Source organism: Mesorhizobium sp. CO1-1-11 (assembly GCF_020164995.1).
In the GTDB taxonomy this organism is placed as follows: domain Bacteria; phylum Pseudomonadota; class Alphaproteobacteria; order Rhizobiales; family Rhizobiaceae; genus Mesorhizobium; species Mesorhizobium australicum.
Genome location: NZ_JAIUHE010000016.1, coordinates 79,843 through 103,388 on the forward strand (window position 1 = coordinate 79,843; position 23,546 = coordinate 103,388).

Here is a 23,546-nt window from a genome sequence, read left to right on the forward strand (position 1 = left end):
GCTATTTGACAGCCCCGAGCGCCAAGCCCCGGACAAGATAGCGCTGCAGCCAGATGAACAGGATCGCCACCGGCAGCGTCGCCAGCAGCGTCGCCGCCATGACATGGTGCCATTCGATCGTGTAGCGCCCGGCAACCAGCGAGAACACCTGGATCGGCAGCGTATAGCTCTCCTGGCTGCGCAGCATGGTAAGCGCCACGACGAATTCGTTCCAGGCATTGATGAAGGTGAAGATCGCCGTCACCGCGATCGCCGGCAGGCAGAGCGGCAGGAACACTTTTCGCAGCGTCAGCCAGCGGCCGGCGCCTTCCATCCAGGCCGCCTCCTCGAGGTCGCGCGGAATGGTGTCGAAATAGCTCTGCAGCATCCACACGGTGAAGGCGACGTTGAAGGCCATGTAGATGAAGCCGAGCGCGGTGGTCGATTCGACCAGTCCCCAGGCAGCCATCAGCCGGAACAGGCCGAGCACCAGCACGATCGGCGAGATCATCTGTGAGATCAGCAGGAACTGGCGGAACGCTCCATAGCCGGCAAAGCGGAAGCGCGACATGGCATAGGCCGCCGGGACGGAGATGAGGATGGCGCCAACGGTGGCGATGACAGACACATAGAGCGAATTGGCCAGCGCCCGGCCGAAGCCTGTCGCCACCCACATGTCGGCAAAATTCGACCACCGGAACTCGCTCGGCCACCAGGTCGGCGTCAGCACTTCGGTACGCGGCTTGACCGCTGTCAGGAACATCACCGCGAAGGGAAAGATCGTCACCACGATCAAGGGCGCCAGCAGCAGCCAGGCGATGATGGTGCGCTTCAGCTTGGCCTTCATGCGCGTTGCTCCCGCATGGCAAGGCGCACATAGATCATGGTGAAGATCTGCAATATGGCGAACATCACCAGCGAGACCGCCGACGCCTCGCCGAGTTTGCCGATACGGAATGCCAGCTTGTAGAGGTGGGTGACCAGTATGTCGGTCGAGTTGGCCGGCCCGCCCTGCGTCATCACCCAGATGATCGGGAACGAGTTGAAGACGTAGATGGTGTTGAGCACGATGGCGATGTTGATGAAGGGTTTCAGGAGCGGAAAGGTGATCTCGCGGAACTGCTGCAGCGGCGTTGCCCCTTCGAGCGCCGCCGCCTCGTAGAGATCGTCCGGGATCGACGACAGGCCGCCGAGAAAGATCGTCGTGGTGAACGGCACCGTCACCAATATGCCGATCAGCACCTGCATCGGAAACGCCGTCTCGGCGCTCGCAAGCCACTGGATGTTGTGGTCGATCAGGCCAAGTCCGATCAGCGCCGAATTCAGCATGCCGCTTTCACCGCTCAGCGCCCAGCGCCAGACCACGGCCGTCATGGTCAGCGACACTGCCCAGGGCAGCATGATGATGACGCGGGCAAGGCCACGGCCATAGAAATCGGTGTTGAGGATCATCGCCACCGGGACCGAGAGCAGCAGCGCGCCGCCGACCACCAGCACCGTCCACAGCCCCGTGCGCCAGAGCGCGGCGACGAAGTCGGGATCCGCGGCCAGCGCGGCGAAATTGGCAAGACCGCTGAACTCGCGCAGCTGACCGAAGCGATTGACATCATGCGTGGCGATCTGGATCAGGTCCCAGACCGGCCAGAAGATGACCACCGCCGCGAGGAACAGACTGGGCAAGGTCAGGAGGTAGGGCAGGAAGCGATTTTGCATCGGCTGATTTTATACCGCGTTGCGAGGCATCAGTAGCGCTGGTTGGCCAGTTGACCTGTTCTTCCCAGGCGCTCGGTTTCGAACTCTTCCCCGGCGTCGGCGCCGCCCCTCACCTGCCTGCCGGCATCCTCTCCCGTATAGAGACGGGGAGAGGGGCGCTTTCATCACCGCTTTCGCCAGTCACCAGCGTCCAGAAAGGGCTCCGAGATGCCGGCCGCCCTTTCTCCCCGTCTCTATACGGGGAGAAATGCCCGGCAGGGCAATGAGGGGCGGCGCTGACGTCGACAATTCGTCCAAAGTGGTTGCTTGTCAGTCTTCGTTATTTACGTGGAGCGCAGCCAAATGTCTGTTTGGAAATGTGGCGCGCCCCACCTGAGTCGGGGGCGCGCCACGGGCGCAGGGAGATACGCCCTATTTGTGGGGCGCGGCCCCTACTTCTTCAGCACTGCGTTGGCCTTCGCCGCCGCTTCCTTCAAGCCTGCCTCGGGATCGCCGCCGAGATAGATCTTCTGCATGGCATCCGACGTGATCTGGGCAACTTCTTCCCAGCCTGGGATGACCGGCGCGAAACGGGCATCCGGCAGCAGGGCGGTAAAGGCGGCCAGGTCGGCGTTGTTGACGTAATAGTCCATCTTGGCCTCTTCCTTGTTCACCGGCAGGAAGCCTTCGCCCTGCGTGAACTTGGCGCGCTGTTCCGTGGTGAACAGGAAGTCCATCAGCTTCCAGGCCTCGTCCTTGTTCTTGGAGTTCTTGAACATGATCATGGAGTCTGTGACGCCATAGGTGCCGCGCGCACCGGTCGGACCGGCCGGAATGGCGGCAACGCCATATTTGAGGCTCGGCGCCTCGTCCTTGATCTGGTTGGACAGGAAGGGCGCCGTGATCATCATGCCGATCTTGCCCTGCTTGAACAGGTTCTGCACGTCCTCGCGATTGTTGGAGGTGACGCCGGGCTCCGTCAGCCCCTCGTCGATCATCGACTTGTAGAGCTTGGCCGCTTCGAGCGCGCCCGGCGTGCTCAGGCCCGACGTGCCGTCCTTGTTGAGGATCTCGGTGCCCTGCGACCACATCGCGTAGTAGTAATAGACGTCGGTCTCGATCTCCTTGCCCTGAAGGCCGAAACCGAAGGCACCCTGCGCCTTGATCTTGCGAGCATCCTCCTGCAATTCGGTCCAGGTTGCCGGTGGCTTGGCGATGCCGGCCTTCTCGAACAGCTCCTTGTTGTAATACATGGCGCGCGCCGAGGCGGCGATCGGCAGGCCGTAGGTCTTGCCGCCCATGATCGAGGGCGACAGGAAGGTGTCGATGAAGCGACCCTTGAATTCGGGCGTGATGTAGCTGTCGAGCGGCTCGGCGACGTCCTGCTGGACGAAGTCGATCAGCCAGCGCGTGCCTATGATGGAGAGATCGGCGTTGGTGCCGGCGGTGATGTCGGTGGTCAGCTTCTGCAAGAGCACATCCCAGGGCACCACCTCGAACTTGACCGTGATGCCAGGGTTCTTCGCCTCGAACTCCTTCTTGACCTGCTCGAAATACGGACCGGTCTTGGCGCTGTATTCGGCGACGGTAACCCGCACTTCGCCAGCCTCTGCCTGCGCCGCGAAGGCCAGAATGCCCATTCCGGCGATCAGGCCGGCAGTCCATTTCGCAAGGTTCATCCGATCTCTCCCATTGTTTCGCGCATTCGCGCTCCTTGTGCCGGTGCCGGCACAAGATTTATGTGACTTTCCTACATTATCGATGAATTCGCCGCGCGCAAGCGGATTAATATGTTGCTTAATTACATCCTGTTCTTTAGCCTCTCCGGCATCTGCCTGACCTGCGGGAGGAGCAAGCGCCGTGGTTTCGAGAGCCGAATTCGAAGGCAGGACCGCCGTCGTCACCGGCGCCGGTGGCGGCCTTGGCTCGGCGATCGTCGCACTGCTGGCCGGCAGGGGCGCGCGGGTGGTCGGCTGCGACCAATCAGAGGAGGCGCTGGCGAGCCCGCACCTTGCCTCGCGGCATGTCTTCGACCTTCTCGACCGGGCTTCCATCGAGGCGGGGATCGCCGCCGTTCTCGATCGGGACGGCGTGCCAGATATCCTGGTCAACAATGCCGGCTGGACGCGCGCCGAAACGCTCGATGCGCTAACGGCGGACACGATCGAACATGAGCTCGACCTCAACCTGACCGGTGTGATGACTTTCGCCGACCCGCTGGTTAAAGCGATGGCTGCACGCGGTTCGGGCAGCGTCGTCTTCATTTCTTCCGTCAACGCCATCGCGCATTTCGGCAATCCGGCCTACGCCGCCGCCAAGGCCGGCATCAACGCCTATGCCAAGTCGATCGCCGTCGAGCTCGGCCGTAGCGGCGTGCGCGCCAATGTCGTCTGCCCCGGATCGATTCGCACCGCCGCCTGGGACCATCGCCTTGCCAAGAACCCTGACATAATCGGCAAGCTGCAGCGGCTCTATCCGCTCGGCCGCATCGTCAACGCCTCGGAAGTCGCCGAAGCGGTGGCTTTCCTTGCCTCGGACCGCGCCTCGGGCGTAACAGGCGTGGTGATGCCCGTGGATGCGGGACTGACCGCCGGCTGCCTGCCGTTCATCGACGACATACTGGGAGCGTGACCATGACCGACGTCGAGTTTCGCAACCTCTCGAAATCCTTCGGCCAGCACAAGATCCTCGAGGAGATCAGCCTCGACATCAAGAGCGGCGAGTTCGTCGTGCTCGTCGGTCCGTCCGGCTGCGGCAAGTCGACCTTGCTGCGCATGCTGGCGGGCCTGGAAACCATCAGTTCCGGCGACCTCCTGATCGGTGGCACGCGCGCCAACGACCTGCCGCCGCAGCAGCGCAACATCGCCATGGTGTTCCAATCCTACGCGCTGTTCCCGCACCTGAAGGCTTCCGACAATATCGGCTTCGGTCCGAAAATCCGGGGCGAGAGCCGCGCCGCCATCGACCAGAAGGTCAAGAAGGCGTCCGGCGTCCTCAACCTGTTCTCCTATCTCGACCGGTATCCCCGCCAGCTCTCGGGCGGCCAGCGCCAGCGTGTCGCCATGGGCCGCGCCATCGTTCGCGAACCCTCGGTGTTCCTGTTCGACGAGCCGCTCAGCAATCTCGACGCGCAGTTGCGCGTGCAGATGCGCACCGAGATCAAGGCACTGCACCAGCGGTTGAAATCCACCATAGTTTACGTCACCCACGACCAGATCGAGGCCATGACCATGGCCGACCGCATCGTCGTGATGGACCGCGGCAGGATTCAGCAGGTCGGGCCGCCGCTGGAGCTCTATGACAGGCCGGCCAACAAGTTCGTCGCCGGCTTCCTAGGCTCGCCGTCCATGAGTTTTGTATCCGGGGCACTGAAGACGACGCCCGGGACGACCTGGTTCGAGTCGGTCGGCGGCGGCCGGCTTGCGCTTGCCGGCGACCCGGTGCCGGCAGGCAGTGCCGTTGAGGCGGGGATCCGGCCGGAGCATTTCATCGTCGGTGAAGCCACCGACGCCATGACGCTCAAGGTTGATGTGGTCGAGCCGACCGGCTCCGAAACCCATGTCTACGGCGCCATTGGCACCGATACGGTGCGCGCCGTGTTCCGCGACCGGGTGCCGGTGCGGCCGGGCGACCTGCTGCCGGTCTCGGTCGACCCCGGCAACATCCATCTGTTCGACACGGCGACGGGCCTGCCGCTGAGATGACGACGGAAACGCGGATATGAAGACGCCGGCCGATATCATCACGCGGCTGCAGCTGATGTCGCAGGACGGCACCAAGTCGGATCGCCGGCTGGCGAGCCTCGTCCTGTCCGACCTCGACTTCGCCTCCAAGGCCGCGATCTCCGAGATCGCCGCGCGGGTCGGCGTCAGCGAACCGACGGTCACCCGCTTCTGCCGCAATCTCGGCTGCGAGGGGTTGCGCGACTTCAAGTTCTACCTGGCCCAGGCCATCGCCATCGGCGGCCAGTATCTGTCGCCGGAGCCACTGAGCCGCGACGCCCGCGAACAGCGCATTGCCTCGACCATCACCGAAGCGGCGGTTACAGCCATCCAGCGCGCCAGCGAGAACCTCGACATGACGACGCTGGTCGACGTCGCCGCGCGCCTTGCGGCATCAGGCAATGTGCTGTGCATAGGTTCGGGTGGCATTTCCTCGATGATGGCGACCGAAATGCAGAACCGGCTGTTCAGGCTCGGCCTGCCGGTTCTGGCACAGATCGACGGACAGTTGCAGCGCATGTATGCCGCCGTTGCCACGCCAGACACCACGGTGGTCGCCTTCTCGGTCTCCGGCTATGCGCGCTCGGTCATCGAGGCGGTGCAGGTCGCCCAACAATATGGCGCCGCCACGGTGGCGGTCACCGCGCCCGACTCCGCACTGGCCAAGGTCGCCGACACTGTCATCCACCTGCAGCCGTTCGAGGACGGCAACATCTACAAGCCGACATCGTCACGTTACGCGTTGCTGGCGATCGTCGACATGATCGTGACCTCGGTCGCCGAGACACGCGGACCGAAGGTGCTGGAGAACCTGCGCCGCATCAAGCAGAGCGTGAACACGCTGAAGGTCGACGACCCGCGTTTGCCGCTGGGCGATTGACGAGCCGGCGCCGAAACCGCCAATTTCTCCCCAAGCGGGGATAAGGAGTGGTCCGCGCGGCGGACGGGAAGCCAATTGCTTGGCTTTCCGAACGACGACCACCCGGAGCGACAGCGCAGGACCGGGTCCGGCAGGGCAGAGGGGGCGATGTCCCGCCTGCATCTCAATTTTGGAAAAGCGCTTCGACACCTGTTACCAGCGCCTCCGGATCACCCAATATCCGCAACGTCTTGAGGCGGGCCGTACCGCCGGCGACGACCGAAACGGCCGATGCCGGAACACCCAGCGCCTTGGCGACCAGCCTCTCCAGCGCTTGATTGGCGGCGCCATTTTCCGGCACGGCGCGGACCCGCGCCTTCACGTGACTTCGTCCGTCCGCCAATGTTTCGACAACGTCGAGCCGGTCCACGGAAGACTTCGGCGTCAGCCGCACGAACAGATCGACGCCGTTCTCGCGCATGCGGAACGGCGCGCTCATGCGATCGTCAGGCCAGCAGCAGCGGCGCGACCGTGGTGAGAATGAACTGCCTGAGGAAGAACAGGATCAGCAACAGGATGATCGGCGAGATGTCGATACCGCCAAGGTCGGGCATGAAGCGGCGGATCGGCCGCAGCGCCGGCTCGGTCAGGCGGTAGAGCATGTTCCCGATGCTCCCGACGAACTGGTTGCGCGAGTTGACGACGTTGAAGGCATAGAGCCAGGAAAAGATCGCCGAGGCGATGATCACCCACCAATAGAGGTCGAGCGCCATGACGATGGTTTGTATGAGGGCGAGCATGCCGGACTCCAATTGTTGCCGACATGTAGCCATTACGCGCCAAACCGGCAAGGGCAGGGTTCCGCCACGCGACTGGCAGCCGGTTTTTCGGTGAAGCGCCGCCTTGACAGGAAACCGCGGCGCCCGATAAATGCGCCATCCGCTGGACGGGGCTGTAGCTCAGCTGGGAGAGCGCGTCGTTCGCAATGACGAGGTCAGGAGTTCGATCCTCCTCAGCTCCACCAGCGGAATAACCGTCTGCTTTTGATCGTTCCGGCAAGGTGCAGCCGCCATCCGCCACGGCGCGATGCAAGGCATAGCCCCGATCCCCCCAAAAATGGCCAAAATGGCATTTCGCCGTTTCCAAGGCGAAATGGTTGTCAATTGGACTTATGGCGGTGGCTGGTGTCCCCCCGGCGCTATTTTTTTTGGAAGCCGTCCCATTAGACTGGCGTTCTCAAATCAGTTTTTTCTGTGTGTTGTGACAGGGCGTTTCGGCGGGGGCGACCGAAAGCGCTATACGGATTCCGAGTCGAAATGAAGTATCCGCCTGCGAAAGCAAACTAGTGTCCATTCGCCAGAATCTTGCTGCAAATCTCAGGCGGCTCTGCAAGGACCATGCTTCTGTCAGCGCGGTATGCCGCGAGCTGGGCATCAACCGCACGCAGTTCGAACGTTACCTGCAGGGGCAGACCGTGCCCAACAAGGCTACGGCCAAGCTGATCTGCGACTACTTCCACATCCAAGAAGCCGAACTGTACCGGGACCCCGGCATCCCCGAGCCGGCGGCTCTCGGCCTGCCGCCGATTTCCGAAAGCCTGTTCACCCAGATGATCCGCCCACCCGCCCCGTCGATCGCTGGCGGCATCTATTTCACCTATTTTTCAATCCCGACCCGCTCCGATCTGCTGATGCGGTCGATGACCTTCGTGCGGCGTGAGGCCGAGCTGGTCACGTTCCGCAGGGTCACCGGATGGTCGGAGCATCGTGGCTCGACATGGGCGCGGGCACGCGGCAATCATTATGGCGTGGCGATCTCGCGCCTTAACTGGATCTATTTCAGCGGCGTCAACCGCCGCCACAGGCGAGCCGTCGCTGATCTCGGTGCAATGGGCGCCTATCTCCGAACCGGTGCTGACAGGCAAGGCCATGCTTCTGACCGAAGCCGGGCCGGCATTCGTGTCGGTCATCATGCGGCAGGATAGGTCCAATATCCGGCCCAGGCATGCGATCCGCATGGCGCATGTCGTCAGGCTCGATGATCCCAGCCTCGACCAGCTCGTCGTCAGCCTCGCTCGGGACGGGCTGGGTTAGCCGCTTGCTTACGCTGAATAAGAACAAGAATATCCCGAAAAAGCGTATGCCAGCGATTGTCTACTCCATATTTGAGTAAAATCGATTTTTTAGACTTTCTAGCCAAGAAAGATATTTTAGCTCATAGCTGATTTACTACAGTTTTAACAAATCAGTAACTCTTCCGACCTTACCTTTCTTCCCGCGGATCCCTTTCCGGGATCTTTCAACAGGTCCCCTGGGGGTCGGGGAAAGGGACGAAAATGACCAAGAAAGTGAACATTGACCAGAACATGATGTTGGCGGCAACCAGGCACGGCTTGTCGGCCTGTCCCACGGCGGCGCTGAGCCATTCGGCGATCAAGCGCCTTCCGGGCATCGACCGCCTCACCGACGCGCCCGTCTATGCGTTGACCCTCTCAATCCCGGAACTTGATCCGCATTCGGCCGGTCGACCGATCAATTAGCCGGCGTAGTACATCTAGTGCAGCCAGTACGCATTCCCTAAAGTTCCATTCGATGACAGGAGCAGAACATGTCAAATCAGGCCTTACGTCAGTCAGAGCTCGACAGTCTCCAGTATATCGCGACGATGACCAATGAGCTGGTGCAGATGGCCGAAGCGAGCCGCTTCCCCATGATCTCCTATCTGCTCGGTATGGCCTATGCCGAAGCCTTCGACGTCTTGCGCGGCGCACGGCCGGCACGACACGCGCAGCTCAGCGGCAATCCGATGCACCCCAAGGCACACCCGAAAGACAACCACGCTCAGCCAAGAACAGCGTAGCGCGATGCAATTGTCGGGCTTGCGGGACGGCTGGCACGGATTTGAGGGGCACTAGTCCCGCAAACTGAACACGAATGGCGCTGTACGGCTGACGCGCGGACCGAGTTCCGCCGGTGGCGCCGGCACGGTCGCGCCCTGCAGCACCGCAAGTGCTGCTCGGTCGAGTTCGGCATCGCCGGACGAACGGGCGACCCGGGCCGACAGGACCCGGCCGGATGGGTCCATTGTAAAAGTCACGTTCACATTGCCCTGCGCGCGCCGGGATTTCGCGGCGCTCGGATAGCGCTTGTGGCGATTGATCCACGCCGTCAGCCGCGATTCCCATTTGGCCGGGCTGACACCCGAGAACCCGGCCGCCGATCTCGGCGCCGCCGCCTTGGCGGCAGGCTTGGCCTCGGCGCTGGCGGTACTTGCCGTCTTCGGTGGCTCGGCCTTTTCCTTCTTCGGCCTTGGCTTGGGCTTGTCGACCGGCTTTTTAACCTTGGCTTCGGCCGGTTTCTTTTCCTTGCGCCGTTCCGTCGGCTTTGCCCGCGGCAGCGGAACGACAGCCTCCGGCGCGACGGTCTCGACAATATCGGGGACGACCTGTTCCAGCGGCGGCTGTTCGACCGGTTCGGCCTTCGTCATCCCCGTAGGCTCGTTCGGCGGCACCATCACGGCCTCGGTAACAGGCTCCGCTTGCTCGACCATCTTGTCAGGCTCGGCCTCGGCGGCCTTCTCGGTCTGTTCGACTGGCTCGGCCCGGTCGGGAATGGCCGCGTCGGGCATCGCGGCCTGTTCGGGCACCGACGGCGTCACCATCATCGGCGCCATCTCGACCACTAGGGCCCGCGGCGGTCCGCCATCCGACAGGTCGACTGGATTGAAATTCTGCACGGCATACGCGACCGCGACATGAGCCCCAAGCATCAGCACCGCCGCGCATGCCCATAGGCCAAGGTCGCGCCAGTCGAAGCGCGACAGCACCACCGTGGGCGAGGCGGCGGATGGCGTCATGGAGCGGCCGTTTTGGCTGGCGCCGGTGCGGCGATATCACCTGCCGGCGCGGCCTCCAGGCCGACCAGCGCGATCTTCAGGTAGCCGGCGGCCCGCAGCAGGTTCATCGCCTCCATCAGCTCGCCATAGGCGACCGCCTTGTCGGCGCGCAGGAATATCCGCGTCTGCTTGTCGCCCTTGGTGCGGCTGTCGAGCGTGGCGGCAAAAGCCGGGCGCGGCACCGCGTCGTTGCCGATCGCCAGGCTGAGATCGTCCTTCAGCGTCAGGAACAGCGGCGTCTCCGGTCGCGGCGCCGGCGTCGCGGTCGAACCGGGCAGGTCGACATTGACATCCACCGTCGCCAGCGGTGCGGCGACCATGAAGATGATCAGGAGCACAAGGATGACATCGATGAAGGGCGTAACGTTGATCTCGTGGCTTTCCTCGAGGTCGTCGTCCAGGGTCTGTCGAATTCTGCTCCCCATGGCGTCGCTCCCGCTACTCCGCCGCCAAGGCTGTTGCCGGCGCTATCGTGCGGAAATCGAGGTCGCGGCTGACCAGCCGTTCGACGCCGGCCGAGGCGTCGGCGAGGATCTGCCGGTAGCCGGCTATCGAGCGGGCGAAGACGTTGTAGATCACCACCGCTGGGATTGCCGCGACCAGACCCATCGCGGTGGCCAGCAGCGCTTCGGCGATGCCCGGCGCGACCACGGCGAGATTGGTGGTCTGAGCCTGCGAGATGCCGATGAAGGCGTTCATGATGCCCCAGACGGTGCCGAACAGGCCGACGAAAGGCGCGGTGGAACCAATCGTCGCCAGCAGGCCGGTGCCGCGCGACATGCGCCGCGACGCAGCCGCCTCGATGCGCGACAGGCGCGAGCTGACCCGTTCCTTCAGTCCGTCGCCGCCGACGTGGTCGAGCGCATTGGCCGAAAGCGCGGCCTCTTCTTCCGCTGCCCGCACCAGGAGCGCGCCGGGATCGCCACCGCGCTCGAGCGCGCGGCTCGCCTGCTTCAGCGTGGCGGCATCGCCGATCGCGCGGACGGCACGGCGGAGGCGCAGCTTGCCGCCGAAAATCTCCAGCGACTTGGCCAGCCATATCGTCCAGGTGACGAGCGACGCGAAGGCCAGTCCAGTCATCACCGCCTTCACGATGATGTCGGCGGCCTTGAACATGCCCCATGGCGACAGGTCATGCGGCAGGTTCAGGTCCATCGCCCCGGCAGGCGCGACCTCGGCCGGCGTTGTCGCGCTCGGCTGGCCGGCTGGTTGCGCGGGCGCCATGACAGCCGGTGCAGCTTGTGCCGGCGCGGCAGGGGCCTCAACCGCTGGAGAAGAGCCGGCCGGTTGCTCCTGGGCCGTGGCGCCGGTTGCCCCCAGAACCAGCGATGCGACCAACGCCGCCAACAAACCATGTCTCGACATGAGCTTCTTCCTTGTTCTCACGGCGGCCAGCCGCTTGCCGGTTCCTGCAACCGCCGGCGACGACTTCACTGCACATAGCCGACGGGTTGGCCGGTGACGGGATGCGCGAACACACCCATCTCGACGCCGAAAATGTCCTTGAGCACATCGCTCCGCATGATCTCGCCCGGTGTGCCGCGCGTCAGCAGCCTGCCGTCCTTCAGCGCGATCAGCTCATCGCAGTAGCGCGCCGCCATGTTGGGGTCGTGCAGCACCACGACGACGCACAGGTCGCGCTTGCGGCTGAGCTCGCTGACCAGGCCCAGCACCTCGACCTGATGCGCGATGTCGAGCGCCGAGATCGGCTCGTCGAGCAGCATGACGCCGGCATTCTGCGCCACCAGCATGGCCAGCCAGGCGCGCTGGCGCTCGCCGCCGGATAATTCATCCACCAGCCGCTCAGTGAACCCTTCCATGTCGGTCAGCATAAGGGCCTGCTCGACATGGCGCCTGTCCTCGGCGCCGATACGGCCAAGCGCGCCATGCCATGGATAGCGTCCGAGCGTTGCCAGCTCGCGCACGGTCAAGCCCGTCGCCGCCGGCGTCGTCTGCGGCAGATAGGCAAGAGCCCGCGCCAGCTCGCGCGCGCGCCATTGCGATAGCGGCCGTGCGGCGAAAGTGATGGCGCCGGAGCTTGCCGGCTGCTGGCGCGCCAAAAGCTTGATCAGCGTCGATTTGCCCGAACCGTTATGGCCGATCAGCCCGTAGACGCGCGCGCGCCGCAATTCGAGCGAGACCGGACCGAGCAGCGTCCGTTCGCCGACGGCGAAACGCACGGCATCGATATCGAATGCGGTCTGGCTATCGGCTTCGGCCATGGTCACGGCATTTCTCCAGCCCCGCCGCCGCATTCCGATCCTGTCTGCGGAGGCAGGTCCCCGGTTGACTATGAAACATGATATTGTTAGTCAAGATTTAAGATGGGAATGCACCGCAAAAACCTGAAACGCTCCGGGGCCGGTGCCATTGTTGCCGCGTACGGGCCCTCACCCGCGCAGCCGGCCGATCCGCGCCGGCGATCTCGGTCCCGGGCCACACGATGTCGGCATCCGGTGTCGCCGCATCGATGCGGACACGCTAGGGTGAGCCGGCGGCAAGGAGCTCCGGATGATCAAGGCGACACCCTTCGACTACCCCTATGACGGCAGGCTGGTTGCCGAAAACACCGCGCTCGTCGTCATCGACCTGCAACAGGATTTCCTGTCCACATCGGGCTATTTCGCGAGGAAGGGGTATGACCCCTCGCGGCTGCGGGCGATCCTGCCCGCCGTGAACCGCCTGATCGCGGCCGCGCGCAAAGCCGGCGTCACGGTCATCCACACAAGACAGGGTTACCGCGCCGACATGGCCGACATGACGCCCTACGAGAAATGGCGCCGCAAGCGTTCCGGCCTCGACGGCACCGACGTCCTGCTGCGCTCAGGCGCTGGGTTCCAGATCGTCCCGGAGATCGACGTCGCGCCGCACGACATCATCATCGACAAGACCTGCAACAGCGCCTTCACCTATACGGATTTCGAGCTTGTGCTGCGGGCGCAAGGCATCACGCATCTGATGTTTTCCGGATGCACGACGGATGTCTGCGTCCACACCACGCTGCGCGAGGCCTGTGACCGCAATTTCCAGTGCCTGACGATTTCGGACGCCTGCGCCAGCGGCGACAGACAAGCGCATGAAGCGGCGTTGCACATGGTGACGGTCGAGGACGGCGTCTTCGGCGTGCTGGCCGATTCGGACGCCGTCATTGAAGGCCTGTCGCGGCTTGGCGACAGCCTGAAGCAGCAGGCGATTGATGGGCTTCACCCCGCTGCTCGCGTCTCCAATCCTGGGCGAGGCGCATAAGCTCCAGGCTGGAACTCGCTGGCCTCCCGGCGCGCCAGGGAGTTGCGCAGCAGCGCCAATGTTTCCCGGCCGGCCGTCGCGATCTCGCGCGGCGTGTCGACGCCGACGATCATGAACTCATCGATTCCGAGCCCGGCATAGGCGAGCAGCGACAGCGCGGCCTGAGCAGGCGGGCCGGATAGGTCGACCGCCTTGTGGCCGGCGGCGGAAACACCCTGGTGGATCCTGACCGGAAGCGCGAAGCGCAGTTTGCCCGCACGGCCATGTTCGGCCGCGGCGCCACGTGCCCGCTCCATCAATTGCCTGATATCGTCGATCGGCCCCGGCGCCAGTTCGAAGACATCGGCATGCCGGCCGGCCACCTTCAGCGCCGTTCCGGATTGCCCGCCCATGCGGACCACGAGGTCGGCGCCATGCGGGCCCTTGCGCGGCACATAACCGCTTTTGATGCTGTAGAACGCGCCTTCGTGATCGAAGGGCCGGTCGTTCGACCACAGCCGCTTCAACAGCACCAGATATTCGTCGATGCGCTGCCAGACGACGCCATGTCCGACCGGCCGTTTCTCGGCATCGTCGTCGTTCAAGGGCTCGCTGATCATCCTGAGCGTCAGCCGTCCGCCGCTCTCCCTGTCGATGGACGCCAGCTGGCGGGCAGCGACCGTGGGTTCGATCACGCCGGCCCAGTGGGTGAGCACCACTTCCAGCGAAGCGGTGCGGTTGAGCACCTGCGAGGCCAGATCCATGTTGGTCAGCAACCCGGCCGAATCGTCGACGACGATCTTCTGGAAACCGCTGTCCTCGATCAGCCCGAGCTTGGTCGAGGTCTCGGCGAAGTCATAGAAAAAGGGAACCGCCGCGTCGGCGGTCTTGCCGGGTAAATGCGTGAATTCGATCGGCATTGTCATCTCCTCCATCACTGGAATCACTGATGCTGTGAAATGCGAATCCTCAGGCGCGCGAAAACGCCCCGGGATCCGGCTCATTCAACTCCGATTGCCTGAAAGTTGTGGGGCAGCAGCCCCTGTCGATCCCGCGCCTTAGGGAATAAGGCCCAGCACGACTGCCCCGGTGAACACGAACGCAAGGGCAAAGACGAGATAGGCGAAAGCGCCGGCATAGGCCGGGCGAAAGCCCTGCGCATTGGCCACTCGCTGGCCGTTGCTGTCGGTCTGGGCGTTCTGGAAATAGGACATGTCGACCTCCGTCTCGCCGCTTAATCTATAAAACTGGTAGACTTTGTCGATTGCTATTTTTGTGCAAATGGCAGAATTATTTTCTCGTCGACCGCCGAAGATTGGTGTGAAATTGCTGTGGGCATGGGTTCCAGGCAATCGATCGGAAGAGCGCGGGGGTATCGATGTGAGGCGTCCCAAGGGTCCAGCTTCTTCATTCCGGGACAGCTTGACGCCCTTCCTCTCCCCCTCCGGAGGATAGGAAGGACACCAAATCCTACTCGCCTAACGCTCTTCCCTTCGAAACGGCTTGAGCAGCGCCGATGGCGCCACCGCATTGCGCGACATGACGGCCATGGTGACGATGGTGAAGATGAACGGCAGCATCAGGAACGCCTCATAGGGGATGTGTCCGAGCCCACTCGCCTGCATGCGCAATTGCAAGGCATCGACGAAGGCGAACAGCAGCGCGGCCCCTGCCGAGCGCCAAGGATCCCAACGGCCGAAGACGACCAGCGCGATCGCCACCCAGCCGCGCCCGGAAACGAGGCCGAAGGTGAAGGCGTTGAACTGCGCCATCGACAGGAAAGCACCAGCGAGCCCCATCAGGGCGCCGCCGAGAATGACGGCCTGGAAGCGCGTGGCAATCACGCCGACGCCGGCAGAGTCCGCGGCGCGCGGGTTCTCGCCGACCATGCGCACCGACAGCCCCCACGGGGTGCGGTAAAGGATGAAGGCCGCCAGAGGAATGGCCAGGATGGCCATGTAGACCAGCGCGAACTGGTTGAACACCGCAGGTCCCAGCACGGGAATGTCCGAGAGAACCGGGATCGGCAGCGTCTGAAAACCCCTGATGCTCGGCGGCACCGATTGCTGGCCGAAGATCAGCCGGTAGAGGAAATAGGCCAGCCCCGACGAGAACAGGGTGACGCCTATACCGCAGACATGCTGGCTGAGGCCGAGAACCACCGTGAACAGCGCATGCAGCGCGCCCATCAGCATGCCGGTCAGCACCGCCACCAGGACACCCAGCCACAGGCTTCCACTGAGGCTGGTGGCGGTGAAGCCGGTCATGGCGCAAAGCAGCATGATGCCTTCGATGCCGAGATTGAGCACGCCGGCCCGTTCGGAGAACATCTCGCCGAGCGTGGCAAAGGCCAGCGGCGTGGCGATGCGGATGATGGCGGCGAGAAAGCCGACCTGAAAAATCTGTTCGAACACCGCGCTCATCCGACGGCTCCGACGCGGCGGATGCGATAGGCCGTGAACAGCAGCGCCACCAGCATGGCAAGCAGCGCCGTGCCCTGGATGACGTCGCTGAGGAAGGCCGGCACGCCGGTCGCGCGCGACATAGCCTCGGCGCCGGTCATCACGGCTGCAAGGAAGATCGCCGCCGGCACGACGCCGAGCGGGTTGAGCCGCGCTAGCATGGCGACGACTATGCCGGAATAGCCGTAGCCCGGCGAAATATCGCTCATCACCTGGAAATGCACGCCGCCGACCTCACCGACGCCGGCCAGCCCCGCCAACGCGCCCGACAGCAGCGCCGTCGAAAGCAGCACGCGCTCGACATGGATGCCGCCATAGCGTGCCGCTTCCGGGTTTTCGCCGGTGACCCTGATCCGGAAGCCCAGCGTCGTGCGCACGATCAGGAACCAGATCAACGAGGCCGCGATCAGCGCCGCGACGACACCGGGATGCAGCCGTGTGCCTTCGATCAGCACCGGAAAGTTCGCCGAATCCTCGATCGGCGGCGAGATCGGATAGCCGCTGAAGCTGTCCTTCCACGGTCCCTCGATCAGTGCCATCAGGGCATAATAGATGACCGAGTTGAGCAGCAAGGAGCTCACGACATCGTCGACCTTGAACTTTACCCGCAGCGTCGCAGGTACCAGCGCGACCGCCGCGCCTGCGGCCGCCCCTGCCAGCGCCATGAAAAGCATGGCAAGCGGTCCTGGCATCGGGATCGCACCGACGAAACAGCTCGCCACCGCGCCGGCCAGCAATTGCCCTTCCGCGCCGATGTTCCAGAACTTTGCGCGGAAGGCGACCGCCACCGCCAGCCCGGTAAAGATCATCGGGGCGGCGCGGACCAGCGTTTCGGTGACGGCGTAGCTGTCGCCAAGCGAGGCCGTGAACATCACGCCGTAGGATTCGAACACCCCGGCCCCGGCCAGCGCGATCAGGCCGCTGCACAGGATGAGCGTGGCGACGATCGCCAGCAGCGGCAGCGCGAGGTTGAACCAGGCGGGCGTGGACGTGCGGACTTCGAGGCGGAACATCAGTGGCCCTCCGCGCCGGTCATCAGCAGGCCGAGCCGGGCGACGGTCGCATCGGCACTGTCCAGCGTGCCGACGATGCGGCCCTCATACATCACCGCGATGCAGTCGCACAGCACCAGCAGTTCCTCCAGATCCTCGCCGATGACGATGATGCCGCAGCCCTTGGCGCGCATGTCGAGGAATTTTTCATGGATGAAGCGCGCCGCACCGATGTCGAGGCCGCGTGTCGGCTGTGAGACGATCAGCACCTTCGGATCGAAGGCAAGCTCGCGCGCCAGAAGCGCCTTCTGCAGATTGCCACCGGACAGCGCGCCGGCGCGCGTCATCGGCCCGGGACATCTGATGTCGTAGGCCTTGATCTGTTCCTCGGCGAAAGCGCGGATCGCATCCGGCTTCAGCAAGCCCTTCGCGGAGAAGGCTGAAGTGCCGATGCGCGGCAGCACCATCGAATCGGCGAGCGGCAAATTGGTGACCAGCCCCGTCGTCATGCGGTCTTCCGGGATGCGGCCAAGGCCGAGTGCCTGCACTTCGCGCGGCGAGAATTGCACGACCTGTTTGCCGGCTATCGTCATTTGACCGCTGTCGGGCGCGCGCGTGCCCGAGATAATCTCCGCCAGCGCCCGCTGGCCATTGCCGGAGACGCCGGCGATGCCGAGGATTTCGCCTGCACGAACCGCAAGCGACACGTCGCGCAACGCCGTGCCGGAATGCTTCGAGGTTGAAACACCGTCGAGCGTCAGCACATCGGCGCCGGGCGTCGACGATCCCCTTGCCGGCGGCACGATCTCATGGCCGCACATCAGTTCAGCCATTGCAGCCGACGTCGTGTTGGCGGGGTCGTCGACACGGCCCGCGACGCGGCCATGCCTCAGCACGGTGCAGCGATGCGTCAGCGCCCGCACCTCGTTGAGCTTGTGCGAGATGAAGATGATGCCCAGGCCTTGCGCCGCCATCGAGCGCAGGGCCGAAAACAGTCCGTCGACCTCGCTCGGTGCCAGCACCGCCGTCGGCTCGTCAAGGATCAAGAGCTTGGCACCGCGAAACAACGCCTTGACGATCTCCAGCCGCTGTTGCTCGCCGACCGACAGCGCCGAGACCGGCAGATTGGGATCGAGCGTCAGCCCGTGCCGGCTGCTGATTTCAGCAAGCCGCGCCAGCCCGCCGCTGCGGTCGATCCGTCCCGATTTGCCCGGAATACCAATGAGCAGATTTTCCAGCACGGTGAGCCGTGGTGCCAGATGAAAATGCTGATGCACCATGCCGATGCCCGCGGCCAGCGCATCGGCCGAGCTCGTGATCCTGACTGGCTGGCCCTGGATCAGGATCTCACCGGCATCCGGCGCGTAGGCACCGAACAGCACGTTCATCAATGTCGTCTTGCCGGCGCCGTTCTCGCCGAGCAGCCCGAGGATTTCGCCCGGCGCCACGCTGAGATCCACAGCCTCGTTTGCCTTGACGGCGCCGAAGGTCTTGGTGATGCCGCGCATTTCGATGAGAGGGGCGGACAAGAATGCTCCTGATTTTTCCGATCCGGCCTTAGCTGCGGAGGGCGGCGCTGCACCCCCCTCTGTCCTGCCGGACATCTCCCCCTCAAGTGGGGAGATTGGCAGCTTCGCCGACTTCGCTTATGTTTCAAGGTCGGCGATTGGCGAAAGCCGAAGTGACATCTGATCTCCCCCCTTGAGGGGGAGATGGCCGGCAGGCCAGAGGGGGGCGCCACGCGCCAGCCCCTCAATCATGGCGTCAATCCGAGACCGGCGTATTCTCGTCCACATCCACCCGGAAATTGCCTTCCAGGATCTCGGCCTTCTTCTTCTCGACCAGATCCTTGACCTCGGCGGGCAAAGTCTTGTCGAACTTGTGGAAGGGCGCCAGATACGAACCGCCCTTGGCCATGCGCGAGAAATCGCCATAGTCTTGCGCGGTGTAGACCCCGGCCTTGACCAGCTTGATCGCCTGCTCGACCGTCGGGTACATGTCCCAGACCGGACCGGTGATGACGGTGTCGGGGCCGAGGCTCGACTGGTCGGACATGTTGGAGATGGCGAAGATCTTCTTTTCCACCGCCGCCTCGATGACGCCGAAGCGTTCGGCATAGATGACATCGACGCCGGCATCGATCTGCGCCACCGCGGCTTCCTTGGCCTTGGGCGGATCGAAGAAGGAGCCGATGAAGGCGACCTTCCTCTTGACGTTCGGGTTGACCTCCTTGGCGCCGGCGAAGAAGGCGTTGACCAGCCGGTTCACTTCCGGAATGCCCATCGCCGCCACCGCGCCGACCGTACCCGACTTCGACATCTTGCCTGCGATCATGCCGGAGAGATAGGCGGGCTCGTGGATCCAGTTGTCGAACACGCCGAAATTCGGCTCGGCCGGCCCGGCGCCAGAGCCGAACAGCCAGGCTGTCTTGGGGAACTGCTTGGCCGTGCGGCGCGATTCACGCTCGGCGGCGAAGGCATCGCCCAGCACCAGCTGATAGCCGCCCTGCGCATATTCGCGCATGACGCGGCTGAAGTCGGCGGTCTGGACCTTCTCCGACCATTTGTATTCGATGCCCAGTTCCTTCTCGGCCTTCTGCAGGGCGACGTGGATCTGGTTGTCCCAGGGTTCTTCGATCGGCGTGGCGAAGATCGCCGCCACCTTCAGTTTTTTGCCCGCCGCGAAGGCCGCACCCGGCAGCATCGTCGCGGCCAGGCCAAGCGCGCCCAGCTCCAGCACGTTGCGTCGCGACAGCCCTTCGCGCATCGAATGAGATCTGTTCTTCCGGTCTTCCATTGAAGTGCCCCTCTGTTTGACAGCCGTGTCGAGCCGGCCGTTCCTGAAATCAGACGGGGAACTATGGAACGGGTCCGGACTTTTGTCCACATGGTCAAATTTGGCAGGATCGAGCATATCCACTCTCCTGGCCTGCCAGGAAGAGCGATTGCTCAGGCCCGTTCGAGCGCGATGGCAATGCCCTGGCCGACGCCGATGCACATGGTGGCCAGCGCATAGCGGCCGCCGCGCGCGCGCAGCTCCAGCCCCGCCGTGCCGGAGATGCGCGCGCCCGACATGCCCAGGGGATGGCCAAGTGCGATGGCACCGCCATTCGGGTTCACGTGCGGCGCATCCTCGGCAATGCCGAGTTGGCGCAGCACGGCGATGCCTTGCGAGGCAAAGGCTTCGTTGAGTTCGATGACATCGAATTGTTGCGGCGTCAGGCCAAGCCGCGCACAGAGTTTCTGCGTCGCCGGCGCCGGACCGATGCCCATGATGCGCGGCGCGACCCCGGCGGCGGCCCCACCCAGAATACGGGCGACCGGCGTCAGCTCGTATGTTTTCACCGCCGCTTCCGAGGCAACAATGAGCGCCGCAGCGCCGTCATTGACACCAGACGCATTGCCGGCCGTCACCGTGCCACCTTGCCGGAACGGCGTCGGCAATTTGGCCAGCGCCTCGACGGTTGTGCCGGCGCGAGGATGTTCGTCCTTGCTGATAGTGACCGCATCGCCCTTGCGCTGTGGGATGGTCACCGGGGTGATCTCCTTCGCCAGCCGGCCATTGGCTTGGGCCGCGACCGCCTTGTCCTGGCTGCGCACGGCAAAGGCATCTTGGTCCGAGCGGGAAACAGCGAAGTCTTCCGCCACATTCTCGCCGGTCTCCGGCATGGAATCGACGCCGTATTGCTTCTTCATCAGCGGGTTGACGAAGCGCCAGCCGATGGTGGTGTCATAGATCTCGGCATTGCGCGAGAACGCCGTGTCGGCCTTGGGCATGACGAAAGGCGCGCGGCTCATCGATTCGACACCACCCGCGATCATCAGTTCCGCCTCGCCGGCCTTGATGGCACGCGCCGCGATGGTCAGCGCGTCCATGCCCGAGCCGCACAGACGATTGACCGTCGAGCCTGGTATTTCCTTCGGCAGCCCAGCTAGCAGCAAGGCCATGCGCGCCACGTTGCGGTTGTCCTCGCCGGCCTGGTTGGCGCAGCCATAGACGACGTCGTCGATCCGCTGCCAATCGATCCCGGGATTCCGCTCGAGCAAAGCCTTCAGCGGGATGGCGGCAAGATCGTCGGCACGAACCGAAGACAGCGAACCGCCGAAGCGGCCGATCGGCGTGCGGATGTAGTCGCAGATATAGGCCTCGGCCATTTTATGCAGCCCTTGTCTTTCCGGTTCCCGCATGCGCCGCCTTGGTGCGGGCCTGCAGGTCGCGCAATGTCTTCAGTTCGAGTTCGCTTGGCGCGGGTGTTTCGTCAAGCGCCTCGGCGAACTTAACAACCCAGCCACAGCGCTCCTGCACCTGCTGACGGGTTACCTTGGGGTGCAGCGACACGACCGTGAATTCCTTGGTCACCGGATCGGGCTTCCAGATGGCAAGATCGGTGATCAGCAGCGTGGGGCCAGCGGTCTCGATGCCCAACCGCTGTCGGTGATCGCCGCCCTCGCCATGGCCGAAGGAGGTGACAAAGTCGATCTTCTCGACCATGCCGCGCTTGGTCTGCGCCATAGTGATGTAGATCTCCTTCGACGACGTCGCGATCTCCGGCGCGCCGCCTCCGCCGGGCAGTCGGGTCTTGGGATGGAAATAGTCGCCTATCACAGTGGTGTTGATGTTGCCGAACTTGTCGAGCTGCGCCGCACCGAGGAACCCGATGGAAATGCGGCCGCCCTGCAGCCAGTAGCGGAACATCTCCGGCACCGCGACGGTGGTGACGGCGGTTTCGCACAATTCGCCATCGCCGATCGACAGCGGCAGCACGTCGGGCGCCGTACCGATCGTGCCGCTCTCATAGATCAAGGTGATGTCGGGCGCATGCGTCAGCCGCGCGACGTTACATGCCGCGGACGGCGCGCCGATGCCGACGAAGCAGACATCGTCATTCCTCAGCGCCCGGCTCGCGGCGATCGTCATCATCTCGTTGGGGGTGAAGCCCAGCTGATTGTCGCTCATGCCGCGTTCCGCAGATGCGAGACCCGGGCCGCGAAATCGTCGGGACTTTTCTCGATCACGTTTGCCTGCATCCAGGCCCGGAATTTCTCGCGGTCGGCCGCGACCTCGTCCCATTCGATATAGGCGGCATTGTCGCGCGCATAATAGCCATGGGCATAGGAGGGGTGCGAGCCGCCGGGCACGACCGAGATCGCCGCGATCGTCCAGCGGGGCAGCACAGTCAGATTGGGGTGAAGATCGTCAAAATTGTCGACCACCTCCTCCACCGTCACCACCGCGCGCCTCGCCGCCAATACCGCCTCCTTCTGGACGCCGATGATGCCTTCGACCAGCACATTGCCTTTCCGGTCGGCTTTCTGCGCATGGATGAAAGTGACATCGGGCCGGATGGAAGGCACGGCCGCCAGCATCTCGCCGGTGAACGGACAGGTCACCGCTTTGATGTTCGGATTGACATCAGCCAGCCCCGTGCCGCGATAGCCGCGGAACACCGCGCAGGGCAGGCCGGCCGCACCCGCCTCATAGCCATTGGCCATGCCGGTATGGCTGTGTTCCTCGACCGCGATCGAGCGGGGAAAACCGTTCTCGATCGCATCGCGGGCGCGCCGCAGCAGGCCGACACCGGGATTGCCGACATAGGAGAAGACGATTTTCTGGGCCATGCCCATGCCGATCATCTGGTCGTAGATCAGGTCCGGCGTCATGCGGATCAGGGTCAGGTCGCGATATCCCTGGCGGATCGCCTCATGCGCCGCAGCCGTCGGGATCAGGTGGGTGAAACCTTCGAAGGCAGCGGTGTCGCCATCGTTCAGGTTCTCCGCCACGGCCTGTTTGAGCGGCAGGAACTTGACCATCGCGGCGACTCCCAGAGTCCAAAAAGTTCGTATTGCGAACACATGTATTGAATGCGATACTTTCTAAACTCCGTTGAGCCGGGGTGTCAATCGTGGCGAGATCGCCCGGACCGAGAGATGAGATGGACGACGAGACCGTTTCCCGTGATCACGTCGGCTCGCTCGAGCGCGGACTCGGCGTGATGGAGATATTGGCCCGCCATCCCTCCGGCATGACCCTGACCGAAATGGCCGAAGAAGCCGGCCTGACCCGTGCCGGCGCCCGGCGATTCCTGCTGACGCTCACCGCTACCGGCTATGCGACGCAATCCGGGCGTGTATTCTCCCTGTCCCCGCGCTTGCTGACCGTTGCCCGCACCTGGCTCGGCGGCGCCTCGCTGTGGAGCTTCGCCGCGCCGATCATGCGCGCGGTCGCCGCGCAGCTGAACGAGGCCTGCTCTGCAGCGATCCTGTCGGGCCAAGATGTCGTCTATGTCGCCCGCATTCCCGGCCGGCGGATCCTGAGCGTATCGCTCGATGTCGGCACCAGGCTACCCGCTTATTGCACCTCGATGGGGCGGATGCTGCTGGCGGGGCTGACACCGGCGGAATTGGACGCGTTCTTCCGTAAGGCAACGGTCGAGCGGCGGACGCCGAAGACAATTGTTGAAAGACCGTTGCTGGCAAAGGCCATTGCCAAAGCCAGAATGGATGGCTTCGCCATCGTCGACGAAGAGCTGGAACTCGGCCTGCGCTCCATCGCCGTGCCGATCCGCGACCGCGCTGGGCGCACGGTCGCGGCGATCAATGTCTCGACCCAGTCGGCACGGTTTTCCGTCGCGGATATGGAGCGGGAGATCTTGCCTGCGCTGCTTGAGGCCAGACAGCGTGTCGAGGATTTCTTTGTCGTCTGATAGAGGCCTGTTAGGCTT

General features: G+C 63.9%; 24 protein-coding genes, 1 tRNA gene and 2 pseudogenes. 9 read left to right on the forward strand and 18 right to left on the reverse strand.

Features of this window, described 5'->3' with window-relative positions; genetic code table 11:
- Nucleotide 1: 1 nt before the first annotated feature.
- From LB554_RS19720 to LB554_RS19730, 3 genes are all read right to left on the reverse strand, one after another.
- Nucleotides 2-826, reverse strand: a complete 825-nt coding sequence (locus tag LB554_RS19720; protein ID WP_015315119.1) for a carbohydrate ABC transporter permease — start codon at nt 824-826, stop codon at nt 2-4.
- Nucleotides 823-1,692, reverse strand: coding sequence for a carbohydrate ABC transporter permease (locus tag LB554_RS19725; protein WP_224586366.1), 870 nt, complete (start codon nt 1,690-1,692; stop codon nt 823-825). The genes LB554_RS19720 and LB554_RS19725 overlap by 4 nt, the downstream gene beginning before the upstream one ends.
- Before the next feature lie 431 nt (nt 1,693-2,123).
- On the reverse strand, nt 2,124-3,350 hold the full coding sequence (locus LB554_RS19730; RefSeq protein ID WP_224586368.1) for an ABC transporter substrate-binding protein: 1,227 nt from the start codon (nt 3,348-3,350) through the stop codon (nt 2,124-2,126).
- Between the two features lie 181 nt (nt 3,351-3,531).
- Here LB554_RS19730 and LB554_RS19735 point away from each other — a divergent pair, with 181 nt between their 5' ends.
- Genes LB554_RS19735 through LB554_RS19745 form a run of 3 tightly spaced genes read left to right on the forward strand, consistent with a single transcriptional unit; the run spans nt 3,532 to nt 6,273 of the window.
- Complete coding sequence (locus tag LB554_RS19735; RefSeq protein ID WP_224586370.1) at nt 3,532-4,302, forward strand: SDR family NAD(P)-dependent oxidoreductase; 771 nt, start codon at nt 3,532-3,534, stop codon at nt 4,300-4,302.
- A 2-nt stretch (nt 4,303-4,304) separates the two neighbouring features.
- Nucleotides 4,305-5,375 (forward strand): ABC transporter ATP-binding protein, encoded by a 1,071-nt coding sequence (locus LB554_RS19740; protein WP_140616538.1) that lies wholly within the window; start codon nt 4,305-4,307, stop codon nt 5,373-5,375.
- Nucleotides 5,376-5,391: 16 nt separating this feature from the next.
- The gene (locus LB554_RS19745; RefSeq protein WP_140662492.1) at nt 5,392-6,273 is read left to right on the forward strand and encodes a MurR/RpiR family transcriptional regulator; all 882 of its coding nucleotides are present in this window, start codon (nt 5,392-5,394) and stop codon (nt 6,271-6,273) included.
- 163 nt (nt 6,274-6,436) lie between these two features.
- Here the strand turns inward: LB554_RS19745 and LB554_RS19750 are convergent, their stop codons facing one another.
- Both LB554_RS19750 and LB554_RS19755 read right to left on the reverse strand, forming a co-directional pair.
- On the reverse strand, nt 6,437-6,751 hold the full coding sequence (locus LB554_RS19750; RefSeq protein WP_015315113.1) for a DUF167 domain-containing protein: 315 nt from the start codon (nt 6,749-6,751) through the stop codon (nt 6,437-6,439).
- 7 nt (nt 6,752-6,758) lie between these two features.
- Nucleotides 6,759-7,052, reverse strand: a complete 294-nt coding sequence (locus tag LB554_RS19755; RefSeq protein ID WP_015315112.1) for a YggT family protein — start codon at nt 7,050-7,052, stop codon at nt 6,759-6,761.
- 148 nt (nt 7,053-7,200) lie between these two features.
- On the opposite strand from LB554_RS19755, the gene LB554_RS19760 reads away from it, so the two are divergent.
- From LB554_RS19760 to LB554_RS19775, 4 genes and pseudogenes are all read left to right on the forward strand, one after another.
- Nucleotides 7,201-7,276: transfer RNA gene (locus tag LB554_RS19760), tRNA-Ala, on the forward strand.
- A gap of 321 nt (nt 7,277-7,597) precedes the next feature.
- Nucleotides 7,598-8,345, forward strand: a pseudogene (locus tag LB554_RS19765) (helix-turn-helix domain-containing protein).
- Between the two features lie 242 nt (nt 8,346-8,587).
- Nucleotides 8,588-8,791, forward strand: a complete 204-nt coding sequence (locus LB554_RS19770; RefSeq protein ID WP_224586372.1) for a nitroreductase family protein — start codon at nt 8,588-8,590, stop codon at nt 8,789-8,791.
- 68 nt (nt 8,792-8,859) lie between these two features.
- A complete protein-coding gene (locus tag LB554_RS19775) occupies nt 8,860-9,111 on the forward strand; it encodes a hypothetical protein (RefSeq protein WP_015315110.1) in 252 nt (83 codons plus the stop codon).
- Nucleotides 9,112-9,162: 51 nt separating this feature from the next.
- On the opposite strand, the gene LB554_RS19780 is transcribed toward LB554_RS19775, so the two are convergent.
- From LB554_RS19780 to LB554_RS19795, 4 genes are all read right to left on the reverse strand, one after another.
- Nucleotides 9,163-10,107, reverse strand: coding sequence for an energy transducer TonB (locus LB554_RS19780; protein ID WP_224586382.1), 945 nt, complete (start codon nt 10,105-10,107; stop codon nt 9,163-9,165).
- Entirely contained in the window at nt 10,104-10,571 is a 468-nt protein-coding gene (gene exbD, locus LB554_RS19785) for a TonB system transport protein ExbD (RefSeq protein ID WP_224586384.1), read from the reverse strand. The genes LB554_RS19780 and exbD overlap by 4 nt, the downstream gene beginning before the upstream one ends.
- A gap of 13 nt (nt 10,572-10,584) precedes the next feature.
- Nucleotides 10,585-11,511, reverse strand: coding sequence for a tonB-system energizer ExbB (gene exbB / locus LB554_RS19790; RefSeq protein ID WP_224586387.1), 927 nt, complete (start codon nt 11,509-11,511; stop codon nt 10,585-10,587).
- 65 nt (nt 11,512-11,576) lie between these two features.
- The gene (locus LB554_RS19795) at nt 11,577-12,368 is read right to left on the reverse strand and encodes an ATP-binding cassette domain-containing protein (protein WP_224586457.1); all 792 of its coding nucleotides are present in this window, start codon (nt 12,366-12,368) and stop codon (nt 11,577-11,579) included.
- Nucleotides 12,369-12,657: 289 nt separating this feature from the next.
- On the opposite strand from LB554_RS19795, the gene LB554_RS19800 reads away from it, so the two are divergent.
- Nucleotides 12,658-13,392 (forward strand): cysteine hydrolase family protein, encoded by a 735-nt coding sequence (locus LB554_RS19800; RefSeq protein WP_140791446.1) that lies wholly within the window; start codon nt 12,658-12,660, stop codon nt 13,390-13,392.
- On the opposite strand, the gene LB554_RS19805 is transcribed toward LB554_RS19800, so the two are convergent.
- The 9 genes and pseudogenes from LB554_RS19805 to LB554_RS19845 form a co-directional block, all read right to left on the reverse strand.
- Nucleotides 13,350-14,291 carry an LLM class flavin-dependent oxidoreductase gene (locus LB554_RS19805; protein ID WP_224586388.1) on the reverse strand — a complete coding sequence of 314 codons (942 nt, stop codon included), beginning with the start codon at nt 14,289-14,291 and terminating at the stop codon, nt 13,350-13,352. The two genes, LB554_RS19800 and LB554_RS19805, sit on opposite strands and share 43 nt — an antisense overlap.
- Before the next feature lie 138 nt (nt 14,292-14,429).
- Nucleotides 14,430-14,585 (reverse strand): hypothetical protein, encoded by a 156-nt coding sequence (locus tag LB554_RS19810; RefSeq protein WP_015315103.1) that lies wholly within the window; start codon nt 14,583-14,585, stop codon nt 14,430-14,432.
- Between the two features lie 264 nt (nt 14,586-14,849).
- The gene (locus LB554_RS19815) at nt 14,850-15,794 is read right to left on the reverse strand and encodes an ABC transporter permease (RefSeq protein ID WP_224586390.1); all 945 of its coding nucleotides are present in this window, start codon (nt 15,792-15,794) and stop codon (nt 14,850-14,852) included.
- On the reverse strand, nt 15,791-16,846 hold the full coding sequence (locus tag LB554_RS19820) for an ABC transporter permease (protein WP_224586392.1): 1,056 nt from the start codon (nt 16,844-16,846) through the stop codon (nt 15,791-15,793). The genes LB554_RS19815 and LB554_RS19820 overlap by 4 nt, the downstream gene beginning before the upstream one ends.
- 236 nt (nt 16,847-17,082) lie before the next feature.
- Nucleotides 17,083-18,429 (reverse strand): annotated as a pseudogene (locus LB554_RS19825) (ABC transporter ATP-binding protein); the annotation flags it as partial.
- Between the two features lie 160 nt (nt 18,430-18,589).
- The gene (locus tag LB554_RS19830) at nt 18,590-19,621 is read right to left on the reverse strand and encodes a BMP family protein (RefSeq protein ID WP_140616526.1); all 1,032 of its coding nucleotides are present in this window, start codon (nt 19,619-19,621) and stop codon (nt 18,590-18,592) included.
- A 152-nt stretch (nt 19,622-19,773) separates the two neighbouring features.
- Nucleotides 19,774-20,979 (reverse strand): 3-oxoadipyl-CoA thiolase, encoded by a 1,206-nt coding sequence (gene pcaF / locus LB554_RS19835; protein ID WP_224586396.1) that lies wholly within the window; start codon nt 20,977-20,979, stop codon nt 19,774-19,776.
- 1 nt (nt 20,980) lies between these two features.
- Complete coding sequence (locus LB554_RS19840) at nt 20,981-21,781, reverse strand: CoA-transferase subunit beta (RefSeq protein ID WP_224586397.1); 801 nt, start codon at nt 21,779-21,781, stop codon at nt 20,981-20,983.
- Complete coding sequence (locus tag LB554_RS19845; protein ID WP_224586399.1) at nt 21,778-22,635, reverse strand: CoA transferase subunit A; 858 nt, start codon at nt 22,633-22,635, stop codon at nt 21,778-21,780. Before LB554_RS19845 ends, LB554_RS19840 begins: the two co-directional genes overlap by 4 nt.
- Nucleotides 22,636-22,757: 122 nt before the next feature.
- Here LB554_RS19845 and LB554_RS19850 point away from each other — a divergent pair, with 122 nt between their 5' ends.
- Entirely contained in the window at nt 22,758-23,528 is a 771-nt protein-coding gene (locus tag LB554_RS19850) for an IclR family transcriptional regulator C-terminal domain-containing protein (protein WP_140712327.1), read from the forward strand.
- Nucleotides 23,529-23,546 lie beyond the last annotated feature (18 nt).